The 23906-nt window shown below is 40.8% G+C and carries 21 protein-coding genes, 1 tRNA gene and 1 pseudogene; 8 read left to right on the plus strand and 15 right to left on the minus strand.

What is annotated here, in order from left to right:
* Positions 1-64: 64 nt before the first annotated feature.
* Positions 65-919, minus strand: a complete 855-nt coding sequence (locus tag L6469_RS07595; protein ID WP_027453332.1) for a hypothetical protein — start codon at positions 917-919, stop codon at positions 65-67.
* Positions 916-1635 carry a 16S rRNA (cytidine(1402)-2'-O)-methyltransferase gene (gene rsmI, locus L6469_RS07600; protein ID WP_027453333.1) on the minus strand — a complete coding sequence of 240 codons (720 nt, stop codon included), beginning with the start codon at positions 1633-1635 and terminating at the stop codon, positions 916-918. Before rsmI ends, L6469_RS07595 begins: the two co-directional genes overlap by 4 nt.
* Before the next feature lie 93 nt (positions 1636-1728).
* Here rsmI and L6469_RS07605 point away from each other — a divergent pair, with 93 nt between their 5' ends.
* From L6469_RS07605 to L6469_RS07635, 7 genes are all read left to right on the plus strand, one after another.
* Positions 1729-2373 carry a thymidine kinase gene (locus L6469_RS07605; RefSeq protein WP_051214646.1) on the plus strand — a complete coding sequence of 215 codons (645 nt, stop codon included), beginning with the start codon at positions 1729-1731 and terminating at the stop codon, positions 2371-2373.
* Positions 2333-3439 carry an AI-2E family transporter gene (locus L6469_RS07610; RefSeq protein WP_094448070.1) on the plus strand — a complete coding sequence of 369 codons (1107 nt, stop codon included), beginning with the start codon at positions 2333-2335 and terminating at the stop codon, positions 3437-3439. The genes L6469_RS07605 and L6469_RS07610 overlap by 41 nt, the downstream gene beginning before the upstream one ends.
* Before the next feature lie 103 nt (positions 3440-3542).
* A tRNA-Lys gene (locus tag L6469_RS07615) sits at positions 3543-3615 on the plus strand.
* Positions 3616-4144: 529 nt separating this feature from the next.
* Complete coding sequence (metF, locus tag L6469_RS07620) at positions 4145-5101, plus strand: methylenetetrahydrofolate reductase [NAD(P)H] (RefSeq protein WP_006283581.1); 957 nt, start codon at positions 4145-4147, stop codon at positions 5099-5101.
* Positions 5102-5107: 6 nt separating this feature from the next.
* The gene (locus tag L6469_RS07625) at positions 5108-6205 is read left to right on the plus strand and encodes an ATP-binding protein (RefSeq protein ID WP_006283582.1); all 1098 of its coding nucleotides are present in this window, start codon (positions 5108-5110) and stop codon (positions 6203-6205) included.
* 3 nt (positions 6206-6208) lie between these two features.
* Complete coding sequence (locus tag L6469_RS07630; RefSeq protein WP_036858049.1) at positions 6209-7564, plus strand: stage 0 sporulation family protein; 1356 nt, start codon at positions 6209-6211, stop codon at positions 7562-7564.
* 27 nt (positions 7565-7591) lie between these two features.
* Positions 7592-8050, plus strand: a complete 459-nt coding sequence (locus L6469_RS07635) for a gliding motility lipoprotein GldH (protein ID WP_006283584.1) — start codon at positions 7592-7594, stop codon at positions 8048-8050.
* A gap of 51 nt (positions 8051-8101) precedes the next feature.
* Here the strand turns inward: L6469_RS07635 and rodA are convergent, their stop codons facing one another.
* The 6 genes from rodA to L6469_RS07665 are packed head-to-tail and all read right to left on the minus strand — an operon-like array spanning position 8102 to position 14416.
* Entirely contained in the window at positions 8102-9571 is a 1470-nt protein-coding gene (gene rodA, locus L6469_RS07640) for a rod shape-determining protein RodA (RefSeq protein ID WP_006283585.1), read from the minus strand.
* Complete coding sequence (mrdA, locus tag L6469_RS07645) at positions 9552-11402, minus strand: penicillin-binding protein 2 (RefSeq protein WP_006283586.1); 1851 nt, start codon at positions 11400-11402, stop codon at positions 9552-9554. Before mrdA ends, rodA begins: the two co-directional genes overlap by 20 nt.
* A complete protein-coding gene (gene mreD, locus L6469_RS07650) occupies positions 11403-11903 on the minus strand; it encodes a rod shape-determining protein MreD (RefSeq protein ID WP_006283587.1) in 501 nt (166 codons plus the stop codon).
* A gap of 4 nt (positions 11904-11907) precedes the next feature.
* On the minus strand, positions 11908-12771 hold the full coding sequence (mreC, locus tag L6469_RS07655; protein WP_027453337.1) for a rod shape-determining protein MreC: 864 nt from the start codon (positions 12769-12771) through the stop codon (positions 11908-11910).
* A 4-nt stretch (positions 12772-12775) separates the two neighbouring features.
* Positions 12776-13798: a rod shape-determining protein gene (locus L6469_RS07660; RefSeq protein WP_006283589.1), complete on the minus strand. Its 1023-nt coding sequence runs from the start codon at positions 13796-13798 to the stop codon at positions 12776-12778.
* A 24-nt stretch (positions 13799-13822) separates the two neighbouring features.
* On the minus strand, positions 13823-14416 hold the full coding sequence (locus L6469_RS07665) for a phosphoribosylaminoimidazolecarboxamide formyltransferase/IMP cyclohydrolase (RefSeq protein WP_006283590.1): 594 nt from the start codon (positions 14414-14416) through the stop codon (positions 13823-13825).
* 683 nt (positions 14417-15099) lie between these two features.
* Here L6469_RS07665 and L6469_RS07670 point away from each other — a divergent pair.
* A pseudogene (locus tag L6469_RS07670) lies at positions 15100-15917 on the plus strand (IS30 family transposase).
* Positions 15918-16055: 138 nt separating this feature from the next.
* Here the strand turns inward: L6469_RS07670 and L6469_RS07675 are convergent.
* The 7 genes from L6469_RS07675 to L6469_RS07705 all read right to left on the minus strand — a co-directional run bounded on the left by L6469_RS07675 (position 16056) and on the right by L6469_RS07705 (position 23903).
* Complete coding sequence (locus L6469_RS07675) at positions 16056-17543, minus strand: PepSY-associated TM helix domain-containing protein (protein WP_256208014.1); 1488 nt, start codon at positions 17541-17543, stop codon at positions 16056-16058.
* The gene (locus L6469_RS07680) at positions 17536-18411 is read right to left on the minus strand and encodes a hypothetical protein (protein WP_006283594.1); all 876 of its coding nucleotides are present in this window, start codon (positions 18409-18411) and stop codon (positions 17536-17538) included. Before L6469_RS07680 ends, L6469_RS07675 begins: the two co-directional genes overlap by 8 nt.
* Complete coding sequence (locus L6469_RS07685) at positions 18404-19267, minus strand: hypothetical protein (RefSeq protein ID WP_006283595.1); 864 nt, start codon at positions 19265-19267, stop codon at positions 18404-18406. Before L6469_RS07685 ends, L6469_RS07680 begins: the two co-directional genes overlap by 8 nt.
* A gap of 12 nt (positions 19268-19279) precedes the next feature.
* Entirely contained in the window at positions 19280-20227 is a 948-nt protein-coding gene (locus L6469_RS07690; protein WP_006283596.1) for an HmuY family protein, read from the minus strand.
* Positions 20227-22581: a TonB-dependent receptor gene (locus L6469_RS07695; RefSeq protein ID WP_006283597.1), complete on the minus strand. Its 2355-nt coding sequence runs from the start codon at positions 22579-22581 to the stop codon at positions 20227-20229. The genes L6469_RS07690 and L6469_RS07695 overlap by 1 nt, the downstream gene beginning before the upstream one ends.
* 149 nt (positions 22582-22730) lie before the next feature.
* Positions 22731-23381: a DUF4903 domain-containing protein gene (locus tag L6469_RS07700; RefSeq protein WP_006283598.1), complete on the minus strand. Its 651-nt coding sequence runs from the start codon at positions 23379-23381 to the stop codon at positions 22731-22733.
* Between the two features lie 51 nt (positions 23382-23432).
* Positions 23433-23903, minus strand: coding sequence for a hypothetical protein (locus tag L6469_RS07705; protein ID WP_143067211.1), 471 nt, complete (start codon positions 23901-23903; stop codon positions 23433-23435).
* Between the last annotated feature and the right edge of the window lie 3 nt (positions 23904-23906).

Raw genomic sequence — 23906 nt, forward strand, 5'->3', positions numbered from 1 at the left:
ACAAATCGGGCAACCTTTTCATCATGAAAAAAGTTGCCCGATTCTAGCATATAGAAATTCTCTTTTACTTGACTAAAACGACCAAATACTTGCTAGTACTCCAGAAAAGCTGAGGATTAGATATTCGTAGAATATACTGATTATTATTATCCTGCGTCAGCGTATAACTAGAAGAAGGATGCATGGTCAATAGCCGAACCGACTTGGAATAAAGCTTTACTTCTTTGCTTACGCGAATATCAATCTTGGTAAAATAGCTTTTATTGAAATTCCCCTGAAGCACTTTACCATCAACAAGGATACGCTGCTCTTTCAATTCTTTCTTTGTTCCAAAAACATACCACGCTGTATTTAATTGCTTATCCTGATTCGTTATAGTCTCTGTCTTCTGTGCACTCTCTGCAGTCAAATTATTAACATCAGAATTGAGGGTATTGATTGTTTCATCTAACTCTGTTATATGAATATCTTTAGCATCTAATTCTACACGAAGTTCCTGCAGCTGCTGGTCTTTCTCGTTCATCTGTTTCACAAGGTTTTCGATAGTCTTCTTAAACTCATCACCTTTAAAACTACTTTCGCGCAACTGTTGCCTCAGTTTAGCTATCAAAGCTCTGTTCTGCTTCATACGATTTGAGATAAACTGGACATTCTCACGCAACTGCTGAGAACGATTGGCGCCTTCACCATCTTTAACCAACTCCACTCGATTTTCAGCTTCGTTGATTTCACGAAACCCTGTTTCTATTTCGTTGAGCGTACCCATCAAGTCGTTCATTTCATTGTCTTTTTGGGTAATTATCTTTTGAAGCGAATCTGTCTGCTCTAAACGAACTAAAGCTGGGGCCTCTTTTTTATTATCTTGACAGCCTGTCACAACTAAAGTAACTAACACTGCCACCATCAATAACTTTCTCATTTTTCTTCGTCTTTTAGCTTTTTGTTTTTAGCACTCTTTTTGACTCTTTCTTTACCTGCAAGCACAATAACAAATTCACCTCGTGGTTCGACTTCCTTAAAATGAGTAATAACCTCATTAAGGGAACCTCTTACCGTTTCTTCATGCATTTTGGAAATTTCACGGCTTACACTAACATTTCTATCACCACCAAAATATTCAGCAAACTGCTGTAAGGTTTTCACAACACGATAAGGAGACTCATAAAATACCATCGTACGGAATTCCTCTTTCAGCGATTCTAAGAAAGTCTGACGTCCTTTCTTTTGTGGAAGAAACCCCTCAAAGCAAAAACGGTCACAAGGGAGTCCCGAATTTACAATAGCAGGAATACAAGCAGTTGGTCCAGGAAGAGTCTGCACCGTAATACCCGCTTTAGAAGCCTCACGTGCTAAAAAGAAACCTGGATCACTAATACCTGGAGTACCAGCATCACTAATTAACGCAACTGTACGACCAGCCTTTAATTCCTCAACAATGCGAGCCGAAGTACCATGCTCATTAAATTTATGATGAGCTATCAAATGATTTTTAATCTCAAAATGCTTCAGTAAGACACTTGAAGTACGAGTATCTTCTGCTAAGACGACATCTGCCTCCTTCAATATACGAATGGCACGAAACGTCATATCTTCCATGTTGCCTACAGGTGTAGGTACAATATATAATATGCCCATAATTGATACAAATATAGTTAAATTATCTTCGACAACAAAAAAAGGGACTAATTCTTTGCAATTTTTAAAACGTCTTTGTACTTTTGCATTCAAATGACTGAAAATTTAATTGGCGAAACACGTCGCCCTGGAAGAATCGAGATTGTGTGCGGGTCTATGTTCTCTGGAAAAACAGAGGAACTGATTCGCCGTATGAAGCGTGCGAAATTTGCAAAGCAGAAAGTGGAAATATTTAAGCCTGCTATGGATACACGATATTCTGAAGAGGATGTCGTTAGCCATGATCAAAATGTGATCCATTCTACCCCAGTTGAATCATCTGCAGCATTACATTTGCTCGCTATGGCTGACGAAATTGATGTAGTAGGTATCGATGAAGCCCAATTCTTCGATATGGGACTTGTAGATGTTTGCAATCAACTAGCCAATTCGGGAGTTCGTGTTATCATTGCTGGTCTTGACATGGATTTCAAGGGGATACCTTTCGGTCCTATTCCAGCACTCTGTGCCATTGCCGATGAAGTAACCAAGGTACATGCTATCTGTGTACGTTGTGGTGCTTTAGCATATGTCAGTCATCGTCTTGTACATAACAACAACCGTGTTCTTCTTGGTGAAAAAGAAGAATATGAACCTCTTTGCCGAGAATGTTATCGCAAAGTGCTTGAAGAGGATAAGTTAAAGGAGGAAAAGAAACATGCAAGAGCCACAATTTCTGAAACAGGAAATAACCTTTGATAAAGCAGCTCGTTGGATAGGCATTATATTGCTTATCCTGACTACATTTTATGTCGTCAACTATCTGAGCAGTGTACTGCTCCCGTTTTTCATAGCATGGCTTTTTGCCTATCTACTTTATCCTATCGTCAAGTTTATCCAATACAATATGCATGTTAAAGTGAGGGCTTTAGCTATCATTTTGACTCTTATTCTTGTTGTCGTTGTTATCGGAGCCTTATATTATGCTATCATTCCTCCAATGCTTGACCAGTTTGCTCGCTTCGAAGATGTACTAAATAGGTGGTTGGGGCAAACTACACATAGTAATTCACTAACAACACTTATAAAAAATTGGTTTGTTAACAACCAAGTTGAGATAGAACATTTCTTAAAAAGCAAGGACTTTAACGATGCTGTAAAGACTACAATGCCCAAAGTCTTTAATGTTTTAGGACAAACAGCGAGCATTGTAATCAGTATAATAGCCTCCATGATTACGTTATTATATATGTTCTTCATTCTTCTAGATTACGAATACCTTACCCAAAACTGGATTAAGATATTCCCTAAGAAGAATCGTCCATTTTGGCAAGAATTAGCACAGGACGTAGAACATGCGCTCAATAACTATATCAGAGGACAGGGACTTGTTGCCCTTATTATGGGTATCATGTTCTGCATCGGCTTTACAATTATCGGTTTCCCTATGGGAATTGGTCTAGGTATTTTGATTGGTATTCTAGATCTCGTACCTTACTTGCATACTTTCGCTCTGATTCCAACAGCCTTCCTTGCTATGCTCAAAGCAGCAGACACAGGTGAGAACTTTTGGATTGTCTTTGGTTCTGCAGTTCTGGTATTCATTATTGTACAAATTATCACTGATTTTATAGTAACTCCTAAGGTTATGGGCAAGGCTATGGGACTAAATCCTGCAGTTCTATTGCTCAGTTTGTCTGTTTGGGGAGCAGTTTTAGGCTTCATTGGGTTAATTATTGCGCTTCCACTCACGACTCTCATTATGGCTTATTGGCAAAGATATGTCACCCGAGAACATGAAGAAACCCCACAAAAACAGCCCTAAAACAAAAAAAATGAAGATTTTTCAAAAAAAAGTGCGAAATTATTTTGGAGTTTCAAAAAAATGCATTACCTTTGCACTCGCTTTTGAGATACAAAGTTACGGAGATCCGTTAGCTCAGTCGGTAGAGCACAACACTTTTAATGTTGGGGTCTTGGGTTCGAGCCCCAAACGGATCACAAAAGGAGTTACAATATTGTAACTCCTTTTTTTTATAAAAACTTGATTGCAATATTCTACTCTACCAATATTTTTAGCAACATATACAACTATCTAAAAGCATATTCCAATATGACTTTACAATATTCTAACAAAACTTATTTCATATTTTAACTGCCCAAAATATAATCCTTTGAAATAATTCATAAACCCAACAAGAGTATTCTATATAATGATAGTGCTATTAAATAGCAAAAAGCATAGAATAACGGAAATTTATACTTGGGAATGAATCTCTGCTTTCAATGCACACTTCATCATGAGCAAACTGATAGCACCAATTGTTTCACACGATTTCTTGCTGAATATAATGTACCGTTTCAAGATATGACAGAAATCATCAATACAACCACCAAAATCTAAAATAATGATTTACACTTATTATTTAGCCCTAAAAAAATAACGAAAAAGCCCTTGAAAAAGCAATAAATCGTGCTTTATTGACACTTTTTTTTAGTAAATTTGCAACCAAATACCCTTTTAACATATATGAATATTTCAGAAATACTAAATAGCAGTAATGCGCAAAAGCATTTTTCTTTTGAGGTACTACCACCTCTAAAAGGAAACGGAACAGATGGTTTGTTTCGCACAATCGATAAATTGAAAGAATTCAATCCTCTATTTATCAACATTACAAACCACTCGTTTGAATATATCTATCAAGAACTAGAAAACGGACTCATTGAGAAAAGCAGAATCCACAGACGTCCGGGTTCTGTAGCTATAGCTGCTGCTATTCAGAACAAATATAACATTCCTGTCATTCCACACTTGATCTGCAGCGGAGCTACTAAAGAGGATATAGAATACGAACTGCTCGACATACAATTTTTGGGTATTGAGACATTATTCTTGCTTCGCGGTGACAAAGCACACGAAGACAATAGATTTAAAGCAGTACCAGGTGGATACGATCACGCTACAGAATTGATTAAACAGGTAAATCAGTTTAACAATGGCTACTTTGTAGATGGTACTCCCATCAAGCATCCAGGAAAAAAATTCGAATACGGAGTAGCATGCTATCCTGAAAAGCATAACGAAGCTCCAAATCTGGATATCGACTTAAAATATTTAAAAGAAAAACAGGATCTTGGTGCGACTTATGCCGTAACCCAGCTGTTTTATGACAATAAGAAATACTTCGATTTTGTGAAGAAAGCACGCGAAATGGGCATCACAATACCTATCATTCCTGGTATCAAACCATTTGCCAAATTATCACAATTATCAGTTGTTCCTAGTGTCTTCCACATCGATTTTCCTGAAGAGTTGGCTAACGAAGCTATGAAATGCAAGAATGACGAAGAGGCTAAGCAACTTGGGATAGAATGGACAACCCACCAGGTAAAAGAACTATATACCAATGGTGTAAATGATGTACATTTCTATACCGTTTCTGCAGTAGACAGCGTAAAAGAAGTAGCAAGAAGATTATTATAATACGAGATGAAGTTTAGTGAAGTTATTGGCCAAGAGGAAGCAGCTCAACATCTGCTCCAACTTGCCGAAGAAAACAGAATACCCCATGCTATGCTTTTCTGTGGTCCACAAGGATGTGGAAAAATGGCATTGGCTTTAGCTTTTGCATCACACCTGCTCAATGACAGTCCGATGCTAAAGAAATGGGAACATCCTGACCTCTACTTCACCTACCCTACCATAAAACTGCCAGGTATGGGTGCAGACCATCAGCCGATAAGTGATGATTTTGCCAAACCTTGGCACGAAATGCTCCTACAGGGTGCATACTTTACGGTTAACCAGTGGATGCAACAAATGGGAGCTACCAGCCAACAGGCTATTATTACAGCAGCAGAAAGTGATGCTATCGCCAAAAACCTAAGTCTAAAATCAAGCCAAGGTGGATATAAGGTAAGCATCATTTGGCTTCCTGAACGTATGAATCTGACAAGTGCAAATAAACTGTTGAAAATACTTGAAGAGCCACCTCACGAAACAGTATTTATACTTGTAAGCGAAGAACCTGAGCATCTTTTGGAAACCATTAGAAGCCGTACTCAACGATTTGATTTCAAGAAGATACACAATGATGCTATTCAGCAGGCTCTCATACAACAAAGAGGCCTTGATGAAGATATTGCTCGAAGAGTAGCACGAGTTGCCAACGGCAACTGGAATAAAGCTTTAGAAGAATTGGATGCCGGTAACGAAAACAGACAATTCTTAGACATGTTTATCATGCTCATGCGATTAGCATACATGAGGAACATACACGATCTTAAAAAATGGAGTGAAACTATATCGCTCTTCGGTAGAGAAAAACAGCGTCGCATGCTTACCTACTTCATGAGAATGATTAGAGAAAATTTCATGTTTAATTTTCAACAACCTGATCTCAATTACATGACACAGGATGAGGAAAATTTCTCCAAAAACTTCGCTCGTTTCATTAATGAAGCCAATGTGATTGATATCACAGAATTACTTGAGAGAGCTCACCACGATATCGGACAAAATGCCAATGCCAAAATCGTCTTCTTTGATATGGCACTTAAAATGATAGTACTTTTAATTCGAAAATAAAATATGGATTACAATGATATGAAATACAGAATGTGCAACGGATGCGACCGAGGTCTGTGCTCTTGTGCTGTTGGTCGTCAGGACAGACAGCTCAACACATACGACTGGTTAGCTGGCGTACCAGGAAACTCCCGTAGCACTGACCTTGTCGAGGTGCAATTCAAAAACACCCGAAAAGGATATTACCACAACGACAATAACCTGGAACTCAAAAAGGGAGATATTGTTGCTGTAGAAGCCAATCCTGGGCACGACATCGGTGTAGTAAGTCTCACAGGAAGACTAGTTAAACTTCAAATTAAGAAGGCAAATCTAAAATCAGCCGATGATATTAAACGCATCTATCGTATTGCAAAGCCTGTTGATATGGAAAAATACGAAGAAGCAAAGAGCCGTGAACATGACACAATGATTCAAAGTCGACAAATTGCTAAAGACTTAGGATTACAAATGAAAATCGGTGACGTAGAGTATCAGGGTGATGGCAACAAAGCCATTTTCTACTATATCGCAGATGAGCGTGTAGACTTCCGACAGTTAATAAAGGTTCTAGCTGAAACTTTCCACGTACGCATCGAAATGAAACAAATTGGTACTCGTCAAGAAGCTGGGCGCATTGGAGGTACAGGACCTTGCGGACGCGAACTATGTTGTGCCACATGGATGAAAAACTTTGTTTCGGTAAGCACTAATGCAGCACGCCATCAAGATATTTCTCTTAACCCTCAGAAACTAGCTGGTATGTGTGCCAAATTAAAATGCTGTCTAAACTATGAGGTAGATGAATATATAGAGGCACGACAGAGTATTCCAGGAAAAGAAATTGTCTTACAAACTATGGATAGCGACTACTATCAATTTAAAATTGATATTCTGTCACACCAGCTGACATACTCCACAGACAAGAATCTTGCAGCAAATTTGGAAACTATCAGCGCAGAACGAGCAAACGAAATTATTGCCATGAATAAACGTGGCGAAAAACCAGTATCACTGCTCGAAGAAGATAAAATCAAAGAACCTTCTAAACCTATCGACCTTTTGGCTAATGCTGATATCAGCAGATTTGACAAAGCAAAAAAGAAAAAATCACGCAATCGTTCTGGAAACAACAGCAATGTAAACAATAACCGTCAGAATAAGCCTCAGCAGCAAACTCAAAATGATAATCTACAAAACGAACAGCAAGGTAAACAAAATGTTCCTGTAAATCGTAATGCTAAAGAAAATAATAATCGACCAAACAGGAATAATAATACAGTTCAAAGTGATTCAACAAATACAAATCGTAACAAAAAAAATCATCGAAGAAGACCAAACAACAATAATAAAAAGCCAAAGACTGAAGGAAATCAATAACACCAAGTGGGAGGAAGATAAATAATAATGAAAAAAATAACTTTCCTTTATACAGTAATAATACTGCTGCTCACATCGTGCAATAGTAAAAAGGTGTACGACAAATATAGTCATACACCAATATCTGGATGGGAAAAGAACGATACCCTATTCTTTGAGGTACCTAAACTGGCCGATAAAGGTACATATCGCCCAAAACTAGGCCTGAGAATCAATGGTGCATACCCTTTCATGGGGCTATCTCTTATTGTTGAGCAAATAATTATCCCTGGTGATAGAACATACATAGATACTCTAAACTGTAACTTAATCGACAAAAATGGTACAGCACAAGGACAAGGAATAAGCTACTACCAGTACAATTTTCCTCTTCATCCTATAGAGCTACAACAAGGAGATTCTATTGTGGTACGAGTAAGACATGATATGAAAAGGGAAATTCTTCCTGGAATAAGCGATATTGGCATACAATACACTAAACATTAATAAAAAAGTAAAACAGCTAATTATTAGTTAATTAGCTGTTTTACTTTTTTATTATGCTCTAATCAGATTTCGACCAGCATCTATTCGTAAAAATATAAAGAGGAGGAAAGTAAAGCCCCATAATGAGGAGCCACCGTAACTAAAAAACGGCAAAGGGATGCCAATAACAGGTGTCAAACCTAATACCATACCAACATTAATAAAGACATGGAAAAGAAAAACACTCAGCACACAGTAACCATAAATCCTACCGAATTTAAAAGGTTGACGCTCCGCCAAATAAACCAGTCGTAATATTAAAGCTAAAAATAAAAGCAATACACCTGCTGATCCCATAAAGCCTTCTTCCTCTCCAACTGTACAGAATATAAAGTCGGTATCCTGCTCTGGCACAAACTTTAGCTTTGTCTGTGTACCATTAAGAAATCCTTTACCTTGTAATCCACCAGAACCGATAGCAATCTCACTTTGATGCACGTTATAACCGGCTCCGGACAAATCTTCGTCAAGACCCAACAAAACATTAATACGCACCCGCTGGTGAGGTTCCATCACATTATTAAGCACAAAATCTGCAGAATAGAAAAATACTATACTACCTATAGCAAATAATGCGATAAAGAAATAATTATTGATACGCGTACTTAATCCACAATAAAATACATAACCTATAACCCCCGCACTAATCATCAATTGAACCCACACGATATCAAAAGGAATGACAAACTCTGAGAATAATAAGAATATAAGTGTTGTACAAATCGCATAAGTTATCATGAGCCATGTTTTCTTTTTATCATTGCAATATACTTGTACCATCACTGCCGTAAAAATTTGAACAAGTAGCAATACAACAAATTTTCCAATAGATGTAGGCGTATCCCACAAAAAAACTTGCTCATACTTAATACCTACCACAAAGTATATCACCATAGCAACTCCTGTAAAAAGGAAGCTACCAGGCATTCCCTCACGATAAAGCATCAAGAAGAAAGACAAATAGACCAATGCAGAACCAGTTTCTCGCTGACCTATAATAAAAAGCATTGGTAAAAAGATAAATGCAGCTGCTGCAAAAAGATGCTTCCAACGATGTATATCAAATCCATATGTGCTCATAAACTTGGCTATAGCAAGAGCTGTTGCAAACTTAGCAAACTCTGCTGGCTGCAATCGTAAAGGTCCTAATACAAGCCATGATCGAGAGCCCTTTATTTGATGTGGATTGAAAATCGTCACAAACAACAAGAGCAACATAGCCGCAAAAAGCACATAAGCAAAGGTATCATAAAAACGATCATCCAGCATCAACAGAACAAAACCTAATACGATAGACGTACCAATCCAAATAATTTGCATGCCCGAACGACTACTCAAACTAAAAATATCTGTATCGCCAAAACTAAAACTGGCTCCACAGACACTAATCCAGCCAAAAGCAAGTAGACAAAGATAGATTCCTATCGTCCACCAATCAAGAGATCGTAATACACTTGGTTGCCTATCGATTCGCCTTTCCATAACCAATTCTTCGTTTTTGTAACATTAAAGCCTCCTTTTCCATAGAAGGCGACAATTTACCTTTCATATACTGCTCAAATAAACATGCTGCCATAGGAACAGCAAAGTCAGCACCAAAACCACCATTCTCTACATATACAGCGATGGCTATTTTGGGGTTATTCATTGGTGCAAAACCCATAAAGATAGAGTGATCCTGTCCACGATTCTGCGCCGTACCCGTCTTTCCACAAACAGGGAAATCAAGATGACCAAGATATTTACAAGTTCCACCTAATACAGAACTACGCATACCATTAACGATCTGAGCATATGCATTAGGTGTAGCTTTGGTATAATGGCGACGAGTATACATTGTATCCAATGGCTCATCTTGCACTTTTCTTACGACATGAGGCACATAAAAAAAGCCTCGATTAGCTATAGTTGCTCCTAAATTAGCAATCTGAAGAGGTGTCATATTTACCTCACCTTGTCCTATGGCTATACTAATAATTGTTAGCCCATTCCAGGAACCATGATATGCCTTATCATAATAAGCAGAATTAGGTATCAGACCACGCTTCTCACCAGGCAAATCAATACCAAGCTTATACCCCATACCCATGCTAACCATATAATCTCGCCACGTATCCATGGCAACTTGAACAGAAGGATATTTTTTTCGATTTGCCATCATATAATAAAGTCCCCAACAGAAATAACCATTGCAAGATGTCTCAATAGCAAAATTCAAATTAACAGGTGAAGCATGACCATGGCAGCCTACATGAAGACCTTTATAACGGAATCCATGGTTACATGGAAACAACGTATGTGAATTAACTACACCCTCAGACAGAAATGTAAGTCCCTGAGTAGTTTTAAAGGTTGACCCCGGAGGATATTGTCCCATAATAGCGCGATTGAGCAACGGTTTCCACACATTGCGAGCCAATGCCTTATGTACCTTACCACGATTATGTCCCACCAAAAGACGCGGATCATAAGTTGGAGAAGAAACTAATGCTAACACTTCTCCTGTGGAAGGTTCGATGGCTACAATACTACCGATTTTACCTTCAAGAAGGCGTTCCCCTAATGCTTGTAATTGAACATCGATACTCAATGTAAGATCCTTACCGGGAACTGGTTTGGTATCAAACTTACCATGCTGATAATGCCCTTGAATACGCCCATGAGCATCACGAAGAAGTATCTGAATACCTTTTTCACCACGAAGTTGCTTCTCGTAATACTTTTCAATACCCAGTTTCCCTATATAATCACCGGGCTGATAATAATCATCTTCCTCTATATTACTCTCAGAGACTTCACCAATATCTCCTAATATATGTGCTGCATATGGATAAGTATATTGACGTATACTTCTTTTCTGTACATAAAAACCGGGAAAACGGAACATTTTCTCCTGAAAAATACTAAAATCCTTAGCTGGAATTTGGCTCATAAAAAGCTGCTGTGTATAACGAGAATATCCAGGATTTTTACTACGATCTTTGATATCATTCATACGCTGAATAAAATACTCCTTAGTTATTCCAAGAGTTTGACAAAAATCCAACGTATCCAACCTACCACTTTCTTCATTCATGACAACCATTATATCGTAGGCAGGCTGATCGTAAACCATCAGTTTACCAGTTCTATCAAAAATAACACCTCGCGAAGGAAATTCTATTTTTTTTAAAAAAGCATTACTATCGGCATTTTTCTTATAGTCATCGCTCACTATCTGCAATGTAAAAAGACGAATGATATAAAGAGTGACTATAGTAATAGCCACTCCACCTATAACAAACCGACGATTTTCGATATTAAAATCTTTCATTTACTTCCTTCTAACATTCTCTATTGCATACAATAGTACTATTGTTAATAGCATACTGCCTAAAATACTGAAAAGCCATTGCAACCAATTAAAGAAATTAAACGTCTCCAAAGTAAAAAACAGCAAACAGTATAAGAAAACTAATATCAGCGTATAATAAAAGAAAGAAGCACCTCCTAAGGTTCTTGCTGAAGGAACAAGGTCATCTGCACTATCTCGAGGTACAAACAATTCCAAGAGGTAAGGCTGGACAAAACCGATAAAGGTCATCGCACTAGCTGCTATTCCTGGTGTATTAGAAAATACATCTATTAACAATCCCATGGTGAAACTCCATATTAACAAAGCAAACCTTGGAGAGTTTCTTCGAAAATGAAGTACCATATAGACATACAGAAGAGGAGTCGCACAGTTAAAAAAATGGATATGATTTAATACCAAAGCCTGTGCTAATAACAGAATAATAAAGGTAACAACCCCACGAATCATTACTATATTCATAATATTATTCCTCTTTTGGTTTAATAGAATCCTGAGCAGCATGGAATAATTCTATACGCTCTTGAATCAAACTATTATCGATAATACAAACATCACGCAGATTGCCAAAATCTGTTGACAATTCAATCTTTAGACGATACGATAATCCATCACTAGAATTATACACATGCATAATTTTTCCAACTAAAACACCAGAAGGAAAAACAGAAGAATAACCACTGGTTACAATCTTATCATACAGTTTAAAATGAGCATGACGTGGAATATCATCAACATAAGCCATTTTGGAATTACCCCCCGTCCAATGGAGATAACCAAAGTAATCTCTCCCTTGAATACAACAACTGATATTCGACTTGGTATTCAAAACCGGGATAACAATAGAATAATGTGTAGATACTAGATAAACAATACCTACTACACCAGTTCCACTGATTACACCCATATCCTTTTTCACTCCATCAGCTGAGCCTTTATCCAACGTAATAAAGTTATCTGCTTTTGTAATAGAATTGCTGACTACTTTTGCTGATATTAACCGATAATTTTGGAGCAAAGCCATCTGCGATTTCCTCAAATAAGAAGAATCTTGGGTTTTAGAAGTCAAACTATCAGATAAGGCTCTCACCTGTTGCTCCAAATAAACATTTCGCAAAACAAGCTTTTCGTTTACCTGTGACAACGAGAAGAAAGCCTCGATCTCAGAGTTCCACTCATATATTTTTCCCGAAACCACATTGGCAGAGGAGAACCATACACTACCCTGATAACTATTATATTGAAATAACAGCACAAAACTGATGACCTCAAGGAGTATGAAGACGAACCAATGATTATATTTCGCCAAAAACTCTATAAGGTTGTGCATAATACTATCTCATCAAGAAAGAAAAACGGTCTACATTCTTCAATGCGATACCAGCACCCTTAGCCACACTATGCAATGGATCGTCTGCAATATGGAATGGAATATTGATTTTATCTGTAAGTCGCTTGTCCAAACCACGAAGCAAAGCACCGCCACCAGATAAATAAATACCATTTTTAACAATATCCGCATAAAGCTCTGGTGGTGTATTTTCCAACGCACTCAATACAGCATTTTCAATCTTTGCAATAGTCTTATCAAGACAATGCGCAATCTCCTGATAACAAACAGGTACCTCCATAGGAAGAGCTGTTATTCGATTAGGACCATGAACGATGAAATCATCTGGAGCCTCATCACCTAAATCCGTCAGCGCACTACCAACATGTATTTTTATACGTTCGGCCATACGCTCACTGACCTTTACATTGTGCTGACGACTCATATATTCTTGAATATCAGCTGTCAAATCGTCACCTGCAGTACGAATAGAGTTATTAGAAACAATACCACCTAAAGAGATAACAGCTATTTCGGTACTACCACCGCCAATATCAACTATCATGTTTCCTTCAGGAGCCTCTACATCGATACCTATACCGATAGCAGCAGCCATTGGTTCAAAGATGAGATATACATCACGGCCATCAGCATGCTCTGCAGAATCACGAACAGCACGAAGCTCAACTTCTGTACTGCCAGAAGGAACACCTATTACCATACGAAGTGAAGGTGAGAAAAGACGATTACCTGTGTGAACCATCTTGATCAAACCACGCATCATCTGCTCACAAGCTGTAAAGTCTGCAATCACACCATCTCGCAAAGGACGAATTGTACGAATGTTATCATGCGTTTTCTCATACATCATCTTAGCCTTGGCACCAACAGCTATCATTTTGTCTGTACGGCGATCAAGGGCTACAACAGAAGGCTCATCAACTACGATCTTATCATCACTGACAATAATCGTATTGGCTGTACCCAAGTCCATTGCAATTTCTTGAACAAAAGAAAAAAATCCCATTTTTCTTACTATTTTTTAAATTGTTTATTTAGCAAACCAAGCATGAATAGCTGTGTCGTAGTGACTGCTTATGCCAAATGCACGCTCCGCAAACATCTTACGATCTTCAATATCCGTAGCATTGCCTTTCTCCTTCAATATATCAAGAAGAACTGAATACTCTGCCTTACTTGGAATGATAACGACATCCTTAAAATTCTTTGCTCCTGCACGAATCAAAGAGATGCCACCTATATCGATTTTCTCAATTATATCAGCCTCAGATGCACCACTGGCTACAGTTTGTTCAAATGGATAAAGATCTACAATAACAAGGTCGATTGAAGGTATCTCATATTCTTTCATCTGCTCCTGGTCGCCTTTATTATCACGACGTGCCAAAATTCCTCCGAACACTTTTGGATGCAGAGTTTTTACACGACCACCCAAAATAGAAGGATAGGTGGTAACATCTTCTACCTTCTGACAATCATACCCTAAAGACTCTATAAATTGCTGCGTACCACCAGTACTCAGAAATTTAACACCTTCTTCATTTAGTTTGGCAAGCAATTCTTCCAAACCATCCTTGTGAAAGACTGAGATTAATGCAGTCTTGATTTGTTTTCTTTCAGCCATATATTATGTACATTATATATTTTGAGATTGCAAAGTTACGAAAATCTTACGAATAGCTACTAAAAAAAAGGATTTTTTACACCTTTTTTATTGGTTACTAAAAATAAATCAACCACTAATTTCTTAGTAGCGGCGTCGATTATCTTACTGAATGCTATTAAAATTCTATAAGAACGGAAACTTTTGTACTATACCCAAAAGACTGAAACGAACATTTCTTCTTTGAAGAAACTTGCAAACAAAAAAAGAGATTATATCTACTAATTAAGATATAATCTCGTTATTTGTAGCGGGGGTGGGACCCGAACCCACGACCTCCGGATTATGAATCTGAAAAATTAATTTTTATTGATATTTAATGATTAGTTATTTGGTTGATATTCAACAATTTAGTAACTTTACGATAGTTGATGAGACTCCAAAATACCCCAAAACTCAACCTATTTGGTTTTCGCATAGTTTTCGCGTCTATGAAAATGGGGTAAAATAGTCCGAATCTCTCGCAAGTTCACAATAGAAGTGCAATTTTCTAAGGTGTAGTGGTATGAAAACTTAATACCTGAAAACACCGTGGGTTTTGGGGGCGAGCAGCCCCCATGATAGCATGAACTTGGAATTTCAACAAGCAATGCATAAAAAAGAAAGACCGAAATCTCCCCAAGAATAACTAATTTTGCATTGCTATGTACAAACAGTTAAACTCGGAGCAAAGGTACACAATTTTTATCTTACTCCAAAACGGAATGAATAAAAAGCAGTTTGCAACTGCAATAAAAGTGAGTCCAAGTACCATTTCACGCGAATTGAAACGTAAGAGCAATGGTCTCCCGAGCAGATTTCAGGACATCTTGCTAAATATGAGATATTTATCTCTCATGAAAGCATTTACCGTATCATTCGGAATGACAAACGGAATGGTGGAAGATTGTACAAGAATTGCCGTCATAGGCTGAAGCATCGAACTAGACCAGTTGGAGGTAAGAGACAAACTATTCCAAATAGAGTAAGCATTAGTGAAAGGCCTGTAGAAGCTGACGGGAAATGCTTCGGAGACTTTGAAATGGATACTATTGTGGGAAAAGGTAATCATGGAGCGATTGTTACTCTTACAGAACGCAGTACCAATCTGCTGCTTATGCGAAAATAGAAGCATGGCAAGAACGCTGATAAACTGGCTGAAGCTGTCATACATTTACTTTGGCCATATAAGGATGTAATCAAAACTATCACTACCGACAATGGTTTGGAATTTGCTTCACATGAGAAGCTAACCAAGAGTATTGGAGCGCCTGTCTATTTTGCTGATCCATACTCTTCATGGCAGAAGGGAGCTATTGAGAATATAAATGGATTAATCAGACAGTACATACCAAAATCAACAACGTTTGAACACATAAGCCAACAGCAAATTACAAAGATTATGGAGAAAATTAACAATAGACCAAGAGCAAAACTCAACTTTTCAACACCAAAAGAGTGCTTTATGAAGAATATAAACTAAATTTGCACTTGCTGGTGGAATTCGTGTAAATTTATATTCAGAAAAAAAGTTAAAATGTCACAATCAAGAATTTTAAAATATTACCTCGCCACCATCAGTTTGTTTTCGCATTTAATGAGAATCGGATTTTATGCAATGTTATTTCTTTTTTAACCTAATTTTATAGCCCGACCACAAGCACCAAAACGCAAGAATGCCCATAACAAAGATGAATATGTATGTGGCTATCGTTCCAATGAAAATTCTGCCACTATGCACCTCTAATGCCACATTCCAAAGCGACATCGGAAGTTGGTTCATGCTCGAAGGTTGAGGGGCAAAGTTTGTTCCCTCGTAATATTCCGCTACGACAGGGGTGGAAAAGTCTTGGCTCATACCTGCGACAGCTTTCTTTCCGAATGGTGCTCCTGCTTCATTCGGTGTAGGTTTGTTCGTAAAGTAATCGGTAGCAGTTCCTTGTCGTCTGTCCCAAACAAACAAGCCGCTAAATGAACCGCAAAGCCATCTACCATTTGCATCTTTCTGTAATACATTCAATCCCATCACGCTGACAGGTGGAACAGAAGTAATAACTTTCACTGTAGCATTTTTGATGTTCAATGAATAGAATCCTTCCGATGAGGATAATAGCCAATCATGGCAGCTCTCATCATAACGAATTATGCGGAGCTTGTCGTTCCAAGGATTCTTGCTTCTGAGTGTTGTGCCTGGGATAGACGGAATCTTGCTTAACACTAATGCTATCATCACAGGAGGGCGGAGACACCAACCCGTCAGTGCAATCAAGAGCGCAAGTATGATAGTATATCGCCCGATTCTGTCATGCAGATGAAGCGAGGTCTGCAGTAATGCCTTTCGCTTCGGTCTCAGCCAAAAGACGATACCCGTAATACAGAGAGCCACAAGAATAATGGCTATGGCATCAACCACAATCTTTCCTGTTATTCCGAAAAGTTCTCCACTATGGAGTAGCCAAACGGTACGAAAGGCAGTTACTTTGCCGTCATAAACCTTTGGCGCATGAAGTTGAATGTGCTTAAAAGTCTTATAAGGAGGAAGCGAGGTATAGACAAAGGAACGACTGAGCACTACAAGGGTGTCGCCATGCGAAGCGATGTCCGTAAATTTCTCCTCATCATCCTGTGACATATTCACCTCATGCCATTTGTTATGCACTCCATAGCGATAAAGCCCGAAAGGTGAGACAGCAAATATCCTTCCATTATCAAGCCTTATGACATTTTTGATTTGACGATAGTCTGCACCTTCTGGCAACCCCTCATTGAAATCCTTGAAGTAGGAAGCCTTGGAGTCGGTAAGCCAGATGCCACCATTGCCATAAAGCAACAGTTGGCGACAAGAATCCACATTCCTCATGAAATCTACCATTAAATCCTTGCCAATGTCAAGCGTGCCTCGTAGCAATCCACCGTTCCAATTCCGAAACTCATAACGACTTGGCAGGTACTTCCTGCTCACGTTCACCTCCTTGATGAGTGAACGATGATTGAGCAGGATGCCTGACACGCAGAACATCAGCATGAAGAAGCTCAAGCCGATACCAAGCCATTTATGTTGTTTTCTCCAAGTTCCTTTCTTCATTGATTTCCTTTTTTTATTATCTATCTTGTTTCTTTGCCCTTGTATCCTTGACAATCTTTCCTGCCAAGAAGCAAAGTTCTATCCCCATCACTACCCAATGCCAAGGATATTCGCTCGGATGTGCAATGAGCTTCCCGATGATGCCCGTGCGATTAAATGCCTCTACCGCTATCCAGAACACGATGACCGTTGCCGTACCCATTCTGATGTTTGCTCCCCACGATTGCAAGTGGAGTTGCTTGCGAAATACGTATGGGGCGGAAAGCAAGGCACCGAAGGCTACACCGAAGGTGACTGGACTCTCACGACCAAACAATTGAGGATCGTAGAGGTTCATCAGCAGGAGATAGCAAGTCCAGAGCATTGTGTTGATTTCCATGAAGGTAACAATGCTGGTGTGGCGGGTCATAGGACGAGCGACTATTAGTCGCTTATTCTTTCCTAAGAAGAGCGTCTGCCACCAGTTGAGGAAGTTGCAGGCATTGCGAGAACAGAAGATGTAGAGCAGCATCACCATTACCCACAAGCCGAATGTGGCAGGGAGCAAGAGATATTCAGGTCGGCTCAACACCTCTCCCGTTGTGGGGTCAATCTCGGCATGTGTTCCCCAACGATGGGCATAATACATGAAGAGAAAATCCACCCAGCCTGTCCAATAGAACATACCACCAATGAGTCCGAGCAAGGTCTGGCGAGTCTGACCCTTGACGAAGACACCGACCACTACCATCATCATACCCACGAAGCCCACAGCCATCCCAGCACCCAATAACTGCGTGCCGTCGTAATTGTCCTTCAGCACTCGTGCCACCAAATGAACGATGGGCATGCTTCCTAAAATCACGCCCATCGATACTATGGATTTCCACCAATCTAGTTTTCTGTTACTCATGTGTCTTCTTCTTTCTTGCAGCTATCATGATATACACAAGCAATGCCACGAATGCCACGAGGATGCAAATCATCTGGGTAGTATACTTCTCCGGCTCAATCCAAATCTCCTTGAAAAAGTCCAAGCGACCAAGCACTTCCACAGGTACCCAGAACACGACAACCGTTGCGATAGCCATACGGATATTGGCTCCCCATGTGCTCAAACGCAACTGCTTTCGGAAGATGAAGAAACTACCTATCAGACAAGCTGCGGCAACAACCGAAGTTACAGGATGATGGTCGCCTAGGAAGTTCTTGTCGTAGCAGAACATCAACAGGAGATAGCTAGTCCAGAGAATCATGTTCAGTTCCATGAAGGTGACGATACTTGTATGATGTGTCATCGGACGGGCGGCAATCTCGTTCTTGCGGGAACGGAAAAGAACACGCTGCCACCAGTTGATGAAGTTACATCCGTTCTTGGTTGAGAAGATGTAGAGCACCATAATCATCATCCACATGCCGAAGGTGGCAGGGAGGATGAGGTATTCAGGACGAGTCACAACTTCACCATTCTCCATCTCCGGCTGTGTACCCCAGCGGGTAGCATAGTACTGGAACAGAAATTCTATCCAACCGGTCCAGAAGAGCAGACCTCCGAAAAGTCCCCAAAGAGTCTGTTTGGTGTCTCCCTTTACGAAGACACCGATTACTACCATGATAAGACCTGCCAACCCCATGAAGAAGGCTGAGTAATGCACAGCTTCAGGAGTCATCGTCTTATCCATTATCATCATCAGCGCATGTCCCAACGGCATGGTAAAGAGTACCACGAGGAACGAAGCGATGGATTTCCACCAATTCAATTGTTTCATAATGTTTAATACTTATTTTAATTCATCTAAGTAATAACTGATTCTTCCTCCTTCATCACCTATCTGCACATTGGCATCATACCAGGAGATAATCTGGAGTTTGTAATATCTTTCACCATCCCACGAACGGATTACGTAGGTATGGAAAGAAGGAGTATATACTGGAGGTGGACCAGAGAAGGTCATTGCCTTTTCGAGCACCGGATTGCCGCTTACCAACTGCTTGGCAGGTCCGTTGTTCGGGTCGAACCAAGGGTTCTCTTTCATATCCAGTTTGTTCGCGATGCAATACTTGTTCCAGTCGTTCTGTGACATGGTGACATAGACGCTTGCTGAATCATCCACGGCAAAGGTCATATTGTGTTCAGACAGATAAGCATCCACCTGCGCCTTGCTCGTCCACTTGTCATATTCGGCATAGCCCAGGTCGGCAGCACCGCCCTTGCCTATGCCGCTTGTTCCACTGTTGGTTCGCAGCTGGTAACCATCAAAGGCAAGGTCCCACTCCGTAGCAGGATAAGCCATCGTGTTGGGGTCATCCTCCTTGTTCTCCATCACCATAATGCTGCTGGCTTGTCTTTTTACCGTCTTATAGGTAAACTTGCCTGTAGCTTGATTCTTGGTAAAGATGGTATCGCCGTTCTCATCACGCTCTGCATCCTCGAAGATGTTCTTCTGCACACCTTCGCTCCAATACTTTACGAGTTTGGCAGTACCTTTATAATGGAAATATTCCTCTATCGGCTTGCCGTCAATAAAGGCGATGACACTCTGGTTAGGATTCAGCACATTATAGCGATGTCCCGTCTTCAGGTCAAAATAGAGCCAGTCGTTCGTAACGCCTGTGCTATATCCTGTCTTTCGGGGAAGGGTATGGCCCGTAAAATCCTCAGCCTCATAAGATACGCAGCTCGTCATTGCAGCTGCCATACCTATTATATATAGTAATGCTTTCTTCATTATTTTTTCTTTCTAAATGCTTTTACCAATTCATCTACCAACACTTCCACCTGCACATGCGCCTTGGCTCCTGCCGTGGCTGGCACGTTAAATATGGTGATGCCCGAACCCAGGGTCTTTGGCACATAGTTAAAGATGTTATCCACACCCACCGTCACCTTCACCTTATTATAGAAGGTCTGAATCACCGACAGGTTGCACAATACATACTGAGGCAACTGGCAGCGGAAGTAGGCATCGTGGCTCTCACCATTTACAGAGAGTCGGTCCTGCACATCGAATTTCTTCTCACCCATGTAGCTTGCCGAGAAGGTGGCGCCCAGTCGGTAGTTCTTCTTGTTGTACTTATAGTCGAGGCTCGCTGTAGCAGCATGAGGCGAAGTGGTGTTCACCTGGATGCCATCCGTCTTGCTCACGTTCACGTAGCTGTAGGTGGCATTCATCGTGAAGTGGTTGAGGAAGTGCCAGCGCATGATGGTCTCCAGTCCGATGAGGTTCTGCTTGGCGAGGTTGGTGTATTCAAAGTTATACTGCATGTCGTAGATGCGCCATACGCCCTCTATCTTCTTGCGGAAGAAGTTGCCATACACATTGCCCGAGATGAAGAAGTTATCGTTCGAGTACTCTGTACCCAGGCTCACGTAGTTGTTCTTCTCAGGCTTCAGGTCCTCGTTACCCTTAATCATGAACATGCCGAGGTGATCCCAGTTGAAGAACAGCTCCTTGATGCTTGGCGAACGGTAGCCCATCGAGTAGTTGGCTCTCCACGCCCAGTGATCCGAAGGACTCCACTTGAAGGCAATCTTAGGCATCGCCATCAGTCCGAAGGCACGGCTGAAGTTGGTTCTCACACCTGCCGAAACCATCCAGTGGTCGTTCATCGTCCACTCGTCTTGCAGGAAAGCCTCCGTTTCCTTCAGCGAACGGGTGCGCATGATGTGGGAGGCATCGCCGTTGAATCGGTCGCTCGTCAGGTCATCGCTCAGGTGCTCGATACCGAGGATGAGGTCGTGGCCCTCGAACTTCTGCGAGGTGATGGAGAGGCGAGGCTGGAAGATACGGCTTTTATACACTTTGGTACGCTCGTCGATACGCTCGTGTCGCTTGAAGCGGTCGTAGAAGTCGCCATGAAGGGAGGCGGTAATCTTGAACCAATCCTTGAAGGAGTACTTAACCTTGGTTCCAGCCGTCCAGTCACGTGCCTGACTGAAGGTCATATCCTGAATGAGGTCGTAGGTATTCATATAGAACGCACTACCGTAGGCAAGAATCTCTAGATTCTTGAAAGGGTCGTAGAAAACCTTCTGCGATACCGAGATATGCTCTGTGCCCTCGATGCCCATTGGCGGACGGGAAGCCACGCTGGTAATGGTCACGTCGTGGTCGAGCCAAGGGTTCGCCTCTTGGGTATAGACCTTCTTGTCGTTCTCCGCCTGGTACATGTAGAAGGCATCGCTCGAAGAATACCACACATCGGTCTGCGAGGTCACCTTGCCAGCGTTGAATCCTGCCGATACCCAGCTCTGCAGGTTCGGGCGGTCGGCATTCTTCTCAAACATATACAAGAAATCCTTTTTGGATGGATTCTTGTAGTTGCGCTCGTTCATCTGTCCCCAGCGTACACCAGCCTGAATGTCGATAGGCTTGGTGGTCTTCTTGGTGATAAGATTGATGACGGCACCCGATGCACGGCTTCCATAGAGGGTACTGCTGGCACCCTTCACGATTTCGATGCGGTCGATGGCATGGAGGTTGAATCGCTCATAGTCAAGGTTGCCTGCCATGTCGCCCGTCAATCGCTCACCATCCTGTAGGAAGAGCACGTGGCGGGCATCCAAGCCCTGCATGGAGATTTCGTTGCCGAAACCCACCTTCTGGATGTTCATACCCGGGGTCTCCTGTTGCAAAGCCTTGGCCAGGTCAGCATAGCCTGCATCTACCAGTTCCTTACCGCCGAGCACCTGCGTGCTCACTGGCGAGAGCTTGATAGGTCGGGCGGTGCGGGAACCTGTAACCACCACCTCGTTCACCTTCATCACGTCCTCGGTCATGAAGAGCTTGAGGGAGCTGTCGCTTCCGATGGTTCCATTCAGAGGGTTGTAACCCACGGATACCACCTGGTAATAACACTTGTCACTCTGAGGCACCGAGATAGTAGCCTCACCATCCATGTTGGTAACAACACGCTGTGGCGATTTCAATTTCTCATTGTCGGCGTAAGTGATGACTGCGCCGATGATTGGCTGCTCAGTGGCTTTGTCGAAGATACCGAACTTCACCTTTCGCTGTGCAGCGACAGGGAGGACGAGTATCAGCAGTAAGCCAATGAGCATTACATTTCTAATTGTCTTCATTTATATTGCTATTCTATTTTTTCCAATTTCTTACACGATTTCAGCCTCGCTATGGCTTGTTTCTCTTCCCTTCATTTTTTACTTGCAAAAAGAAAGAGAGACATGTCTGGGCATATCACTCTTTCCTTTTATATATAAGCTACAGTCTCTTATTTGATTCCGTGCTCCTTTTTATACGCAGCCAAGTCTACCTCGTACTTTTTCTTGTCTGCCTCAAAAGTAGCGAGGCGAGACTTGTCAATGGTCTGCTTGAAGCACTCAGAACGTACATTCATCATATTGTAGTTGACGATAAATTGTATTTCGTGGGTCTTGGCATTGTAATAACCTTGCACGCTACTGCCTTTGGCACTTGATGCAGAACCGTCTGTATCTGTTCCCCATACAGCACCGTCTTCACCCTTAAACTTTATCCAACCATCACCTGTATATTCTTTCTGCTCCCAAGAGTTGAGAACCATGGTCTTGACATCACACTTAAAATTGATAATCATTCCCATGTTTCCGACCGTGAAGTCAAGCAAAGAAATGGTGAAAGTTTGTGCGTCAGTCTTATTCCATTCAAACTTAAACTTTGTAGGACATCCCTCCGGTAAAAGGGTCTTGTTCACGCCATTCATCGTTGCGTTTGTACTAAGTACAATCTCGCCATTGAGATAGTTTGTTGCCTCTTTCACAAGTTCAGAATTTGCATCAGAGTTAATGATTTCTTCATCAGAAGAACAAGAACAAAATGCAAAAACAGCGAAAAAAAGCAAAGATAGGAAGGCGATGTTTTTCTTGAAGTTTGCTTTCATCATGTAACAAACAAAGGTCTTCCCTTATATTTTAAGGGAAAGACCTAAGTTAATTTATTTTATTGTACATTCTGTTGTGAAATGAACCTCAGTATCGAAAGCAACACCTAAGAATTTTGCATCAACACTCTTAACAGTATACTCCAACTTTCCTGTTGTAGCATCATAGCTACCTTGGATAGTAGCGTCAAACTTCAAACCGCTACCGAAACTCAAGATAATGGCATCAGGGCAATCGTTCACTGTTGTACCATCAAGAACTACATCATCAGCTACTACTTTCAACTTGGCTGGCATATTGCCAACCTTAAACTCAGACAACACCAATTTGTACGAACCATCTCCATTTGGAGTCAAGGTTGTGTTAAGAGCAGGAGAAACATCATTCTGATGTACAGGATTCTTGTCCTTGTTCATGTAAACTTTGTCCAAGCAACCATAGATAGTTGTCTGAGCTGATGCAGTACTTGCGAAAACCATCATGCTGATGAAGGCAATCGCCATTAAAAACGTTCTTTTAAACATAAT

The organism is Segatella baroniae B14 (assembly GCF_022024235.1).
GTDB lineage: Bacteria > Bacteroidota > Bacteroidia > Bacteroidales > Bacteroidaceae > Prevotella > Prevotella bryantii.